The sequence below is a fragment of the Collinsella aerofaciens genome, from assembly GCF_015553355.1.
Lineage (GTDB): Bacteria > Actinomycetota > Coriobacteriia > Coriobacteriales > Coriobacteriaceae > Collinsella > Collinsella aerofaciens_V.
This window is the reverse complement of sequence record NZ_JADNGN010000055.1, coordinates 1,819-7,747: the sequence shown is the minus strand read 5'-3', so window position 1 is coordinate 7,747 and position 5,929 is coordinate 1,819. Positions and strand designations below refer to the sequence as shown.

The 5,929-nt window shown below is 60.9% G+C and carries 8 protein-coding genes; all 8 read left to right on the top strand.

Features of this window, described 5'->3' with window-relative positions:
- Positions 1-474: SIS domain-containing protein (locus I2D57_RS09605; RefSeq protein ID WP_411161257.1), on the top strand; the 474-nt coding region annotated here is incomplete at its 5' end.
- Positions 475-520: 46 nt separating this feature from the next.
- The gene (locus I2D57_RS09600; protein ID WP_117565057.1) at positions 521-940 is read left to right on the top strand and encodes a PTS sugar transporter subunit IIA; all 420 of its coding nucleotides are present in this window, start codon (positions 521-523) and stop codon (positions 938-940) included.
- A gap of 57 nt (positions 941-997) precedes the next feature.
- On the top strand, positions 998-1,480 hold the full coding sequence (locus I2D57_RS09595) for a PTS sugar transporter subunit IIB (RefSeq protein WP_117565058.1): 483 nt from the start codon (positions 998-1,000) through the stop codon (positions 1,478-1,480).
- Positions 1,481-1,538: 58 nt separating this feature from the next.
- Complete coding sequence (locus tag I2D57_RS09590; protein ID WP_195362319.1) at positions 1,539-2,312, top strand: PTS mannose/fructose/sorbose/N-acetylgalactosamine transporter subunit IIC; 774 nt, start codon at positions 1,539-1,541, stop codon at positions 2,310-2,312.
- Positions 2,293-3,126, top strand: a complete 834-nt coding sequence (locus I2D57_RS09585; RefSeq protein WP_195241126.1) for a PTS system mannose/fructose/sorbose family transporter subunit IID — start codon at positions 2,293-2,295, stop codon at positions 3,124-3,126. The genes I2D57_RS09590 and I2D57_RS09585 overlap by 20 nt, the downstream gene beginning before the upstream one ends.
- Before the next feature lie 88 nt (positions 3,127-3,214).
- Positions 3,215-4,105: a DMT family transporter gene (locus I2D57_RS09580; RefSeq protein ID WP_324249227.1), complete on the top strand. Its 891-nt coding sequence runs from the start codon at positions 3,215-3,217 to the stop codon at positions 4,103-4,105.
- A gap of 225 nt (positions 4,106-4,330) precedes the next feature.
- Positions 4,331-5,104, top strand: coding sequence for a PTS mannose/fructose/sorbose/N-acetylgalactosamine transporter subunit IIC (locus I2D57_RS09575; RefSeq protein WP_195362318.1), 774 nt, complete (start codon positions 4,331-4,333; stop codon positions 5,102-5,104).
- On the top strand, positions 5,085-5,918 hold the full coding sequence (locus tag I2D57_RS09570; RefSeq protein WP_195362317.1) for a PTS system mannose/fructose/sorbose family transporter subunit IID: 834 nt from the start codon (positions 5,085-5,087) through the stop codon (positions 5,916-5,918). Before I2D57_RS09575 ends, I2D57_RS09570 begins: the two co-directional genes overlap by 20 nt.
- Positions 5,919-5,929: the final 11 nt, after the last annotated feature.

Sequence of the window (5,929 nt, the reverse complement as noted above, 5' to 3'; positions counted from 1 at the left end):
AAGCGCTTCGAGCCGCGCGCCGAGGAGCTCGCCAAGAAGTACGCCCTGGCCCCCTACACCATGTTCATCGGCTCCGGCGCCCTGTGGGGCGAGACCATCCTGTTCTCGATGTGCATCCTGGAGGAGATGCAGTGGAAGCGCACCCGCTACATCACCTCGGCCGACTTCTTCCACGGCACCCTCGAGCTCGTGGAGCCGGGCGTCCCCGTGTTCCTGTTCATGGGCGAGGACGAGAACCGCAAGCTCGACGAGCGCGTCCGCGCGTTCCTGACCCGCGGCGTGACCGGCGACACCGACATCAACATCATCGACACCGCCGAGTTCGCGATCCCCGGCCTTGACGACGAGTTCCGCGTCATCGTGTCCCCGTGGATTCTGACGGTGCTCGTTACCGACCGCCTGGCTCGCTACTACGAGACGGTCACCAAGCACAACCTCAAGTATCGTCGCTACTATCACCAGTTCGACTACTAAAGAAAACGGGTGCGGGAACGCGCCGGGCTATTGAGAGGAACACAGAATGAGGCAGTACATCATCGCCAGCCATGCGCACTTCGCTACCGGCATCAAGGAGAGTGTCGAGCTGCTCTCGGGCGCTCGCGACAACGTCCACGATCTTTCGATGTTCGTCGATGACCGCATGGACGTGGCCGAGGAGGCCCAAAAACTGCTGGCAGGCATGGCTGCCGACGATGATGTCGTTGTCTGCACCGACCTCTTTGGCGGCAGCGTCAACAACGAGTTCACCAAGATCGTCCAGACGCGTCCCCGCACGTACCTCGTTACCAACATGAACCTTCCTCTGCTTATCCAGCTGCTGTTCTCTGACGAGTCGGCGCCGGTTGAGGAGACGATTCGCGCCATCGTCGCTGCGGACGATACGCGCGTGAAGTTTGTCAACGATCTTTTGGTCGATGACGAAGAGGAAGAAGAGTTCTAATCCGCAGCACCTACTGACACGCCGTAAGACGGCACAAGACCTTTGGGGGGTCACATTATGATTCAGCTACTTCGCGTCGACCATCGCCTGCTTCATGGCCAGGTCGCGGTCTCTTGGGTCCAGGGCCTTGGCTCCAACTGCATTTTCTGCGTGGGCGATAAGGTCGCCAACGACCCGGTGTGGAAGACGACGCTCAAGATGGGCAAGCCTGCCGGCTGCAAGCTCGTCATCAAGGATATGGCGAATGCCATCGAGGCCATTAACTCGGGTGTGACTGACAAATACAAGATGATTATCTGTGTCGCCACCATCGCTGAGGCAAAGCAGCTTGTTGAAGGCTGCCCGCAGATCAAGTCGGTCAACCTGGGCAACACCAAGCCCAAGGACGAGAAGCGCCCCGATGCTCGTCAGGTCTCTCGTCAGATCTTCCTGACTGCAGCCGAGGAGGCCGATGTGCGCGAGATGCTGAACAACGGCGTCGAGGTCGAGATCCGTCCTCTGGCCGATGACCCCAAGGTCGACTGCGCAAGCGTGCTCTAGGCGTTCAAATTCGAAGAGTCTGAGCTCTTCGTAGTGTCCTATTAGGAAAGGGGGATATATGCTTACCCAAGCAATCCTCATCGGACTTATCGCCGCATTTGGTAAGTTCGACTTCCAGCTCGGTACGCTCTATGCGTTCCGCCCCATCGTCCTGTGCCCGCTCGTGGGCCTGGTGCTGGGGGACCTGCAGTCCGGCCTCGCGATCGGCGCCAGCCTGGAGCTTCTGTTCATGGGCTCGATCTCCATCGGCGCCTACGTGCCGCCTGATGAGACGATCGGCGGCGTGCTCGCCTGCGCCTTCGCTATCCAGTTGGGCCAGAGCACCGAGGCAGCCATCGCGCTCGCTATGCCCATCGCCACGCTGTGCCTTGCCATCAAGAACATCCTCAACGCCGCCCTGCCGATTTTGGTTGACCGTGCCGATGTTTTCTCTGCCCAGGGCAACCTTAAGGGTGTCTATGCGATGCACTTCCTGATCGGTTTGACCGGTATCATCATGGCGTTCCTGCTGTGCTCGCTGTCGTTCTATCTGGGTGCTGACGCCATCCAGGGCCTGCTCGACTTCATCCCGCCCTTTGTCCTTGCCGGCTTTGGCGTTGCCGCCAACATCCTGCCGGCCATGGGCTTCGCCATGCTCGGCCGCCTGGTGCTCACCAAGCAGCTCGTGCCCTTCTACTTCCTGGGCTTCCTGCTGTGCTCCTACGCCAACGTGCCCGTCCTGGGCGTCGCCCTGATCGCCATCATCATCGGCATCGACAAGTTCGACCTGCTCGGCCTGGGCGGAGCCCAGCCCCAGCTCTCCGCGGAAGGGGATGAGGACGATGACTTCTAGTCCCGAGAACAAGATCACGCGCTCCGACCTCGTCAAGAGCGCCGTCAACGTCGGCGCCCTGGGCATGGAGTTCTCCTGGACCTACTACAAGCAGATGAACATCGCCTTCTGCCTGATGGTCGCCAACATGCTCAAGAAGATCTACGCCGGCCGCCCCGACGACTACGCCGAGGCCCTGCACCGCCACTGCGCGTTCTTCAACATCACCGTCCAGTTCGCCCCGTTCGTCGGCGGCATCGCGATGGCCATGGAGGAGAAGGTCGCCCGCGGCGAGATCGAGCCCGAGAGCGTCAACGACGTCAAGGCCGCCCTCATGGGCCCGCTGTCCGGCATCGGCGACTCCATCTTCCTGTCGACGCTGCGCGTGGTCGCCGCCGCGGTGGGCATCAGCCTGTGCCAGGCCGGCAACCCCTTCGGCCCCATCGCCTTCCTGCTCATCTACAACGTCCCCGGCTTCGCGCTGCGCATCTGGGGCGCCGTCAAGGGCTACGAGCTGGGCGTGGGCTTCCTGGACGAGGCCCAGAGGACCGGCCTCATGCAGAAGATCATGACCTGCGTGGGAATCGTGGGCGTCATGGTCGTGGGCGCCATGTGCAAGGACATGTTCTGGGCCAGCATCCCGGTGGCCATCGGCTCGGGCGACGACGCCCAGACCCTCCAGGACATCCTGGACGGCATCATGCCCGGCATGCTCGGCATGATCGCCTTCTGGCTGTACTACTGGCTGCTGTCCAAGAAGATCAACCCCATGGTGCTGATCGTGGCCACCATGGTCGTGGGCATCATCGGCGCGTTCTTCGGCGTGCTGGCGTAAGGGCCCGGCCTATTATCTGCCCCCAAGGGAAACGGCGACCCATTGCGGTCGCCGTTTTTTATTACCGAAAGCTAGTTGGAGGTGCTTCGTGATTCGATCTGACAATCCACCCGATAATGGCGTGAGCGGGGCGATGTATCTATTTGGCACGGCGCTCTTGTGGAGTTTTATCGGCATCCTCGTTCGCGCCAATTCGCAGTCAGCTCTTTTGATCGGTGCCGTCACGGCAATATTTATGGCGCTCTTTATCCTGCTCGTCGGCAGGCCCGTCCTTCGCGTCAGCCGTCTTATTGTCCTTGTGGCCGTCTGCAACTTCGTGACGGGCACCACGTTTAACTTTGCCAACCAGCTCACGACGGTCGGCAACGCGATCGTTCTGCAGTACACCTCGATGATTTTCGTTATCGTGTATCAATCGCTCGCAACTCGCACGTTGCCCTCGCCTGCGAAGATTGCCTCCGTGGTGGTTGCTTTTACGGGTATGGGACTTTTCTTTTTAGGCGATTTGAGTGCCGAGGGCATGCTCGGCAACCTGCTTGCCGTCATTTCGGGCGCCACCTTTGGGCTGTGTTTCTTTTTGAACTCTCGCCCCGATGCGTCGCCCATGGTGTCCTCGCTCATCTCCTGCGGTATCTCGATGCTGCCGATCGTCTATTTTGCTGGCGCCCTAGACTCCGTGAGACCATTTGAGTGGGGGCTCATGCTGGTGCATGGCCTTTTTTGCAGTGGCCTTGCGAGCGTGCTATATGCCAAGGGGATTGCGCGCACTAACGCGTTTGCGGCCAACTTGGTTTGCATGAGCGAGGTCGTGCTCGCTCCCTGCTGGTCGGCGCTCCTCTTTGGCGAGGTCTTTCGCTGGAACGAGTTTTTGGGCGCGGCGATTATCGTTTTGGTGATTGTAGGCAACTTGGCATACGATGCCTTTGGCGATGGCTTTCTGGTGGCGCTTGTCCGCCATCGAAACAAAGAGCGCGCCTGATGGGATACGTCTGCCGTTTACGGTAAAAAACACCCCGCTGAGCGAGTGGTATTAAATAGTGAGGACCTGCATACCTATAATTGGTATCAAATCATTTGTGCCTGGCATGGGTGTTAGCAGCACACCAGGTACGCTTCGAGCCGTGGAATCGAACTCCCGGAATTGATATCAACAACGCGCGCGACGGGAGTGACGACGGTTCGAGATTCCTTATTGGGAGGAATTATGCTTGTCCAAGCAATCCTCGTCGGCTTAGTCGGAGCGTTTGGATGTCTCGACTACCAGCTCGGCACCCTCTACGCGTTCCGCCCCATCGTCCTGTGCCCGCTCGTGGGCCTGGTGCTGGGGGACCTGCAGACCGGCCTTGCCGTTGGCGCCAGCCTGGAGTTGCTGTTCATGGGCTCGATCTCCATCGGCGCCTACGTACCGCCTAACGAAACCGTCGGCGGCGTGCTCGCCTGCGCGTTTGCCATTCAGCTCGGTCAGGGTACCGAGACGGCCATCGCGCTCGCCATGCCTATCGCCGTCCTTTCGCTGACGATCGGCAACATTACGGATGCTGGATTCTCGATCATTGTTGACATTGCTGACAAGTGCGCTGCCAAGGGCAACCTCAAGGGTATCTACGCGGCACATTGGAGCATGGGCCTCTTTGGCTGCCTTGAGTACTTCCTGCTGTGCGGCGGCGCATTCTACCTGGGCTCCGATGCCATCCAGGGCCTGCTCGACTTCATCCCGACCTTTGTCCTTGCCGGCTTTGGCGTTGCCGCCAACATCCTGCCGGCCATGGGCTTCGCCATGCTCGGCCGCCTGGTGCTCACCAAGCAGCTCGTGCCCTTCTACTTCCTGGGCTTCCTGCTGTGCTCCTACGCCAACGTGCCCGTCCTGGGCGTCGCCCTGATCGCCATCATCATCGGCATCGACAAGTTCGACCTGCTCGGCTTGGGCGGAGCCCAGCCCCAGCTCTCCGCGGAAGGGGATGAGGACGATGACTTCTAGTCCCGAGAACAAGATCACGCGCTCCGACCTCGTCAAGAGCGCCGTCAACGTCGGCGCCCTGGGCATGGAGTTCTCCTGGACCTACTACAAGCAGATGAACATCGCCTTCTGCCTGATGGTCGCCAACATGCTCAAGAAGATCTACGCCGGCCGCCCCGACGACTACGCCGAGGCCCTGCACCGCCACTGCGCGTTCTTCAACATCACCGTCCAGTTCGCCCCGTTCGTCGGCGGCATCGCGATGGCCATGGAGGAGAAGGTCGCCCGCGGCGAGATCGAGCCCGAGAGCGTCAACGACGTCAAGGCCGCCCTCATGGGCCCGCTGTCCGGCATCGGCGACTCCATCTTCCTGTCGACGCTGCGCGTGGTCGCCGCCGCGGTGGGCATCAGCCTGTGCCAGGCCGGCAACCCCTTCGGCCCCATCGCCTTCCTGCTCATCTACAACGTCCCCGGCTTCGCGCTGCGCATCTGGGGCGCCGTCAAGGGCTACGAGCTGGGCGTGGGCTTCCTGGACGAGGCCCAGAGGACCGGCCTCATGCAGAAGATCATGACCTGCGTGGGAATCGTGGGCGTCATGGTCGTGGGCGCCATGTGCAAGGACATGTTCTGGGCCAGCATCACGGTGGCCATCGGCTCGGGCGACGACGCCCAGACCCTCCAGGACATCCTGGACGGCATCATGCCCGGCATGCTCGGCATGATCGCCTTCTGGCTGTACTACTGGCTGCTGTCCAAGAAGATCAACCCCATGGTGCTGATCGTGGCCACCATGGTCGTGGGCATCATCGGCGCGTTCTTCGGCGTGCTGGCGTAAGGGCCCGGCTG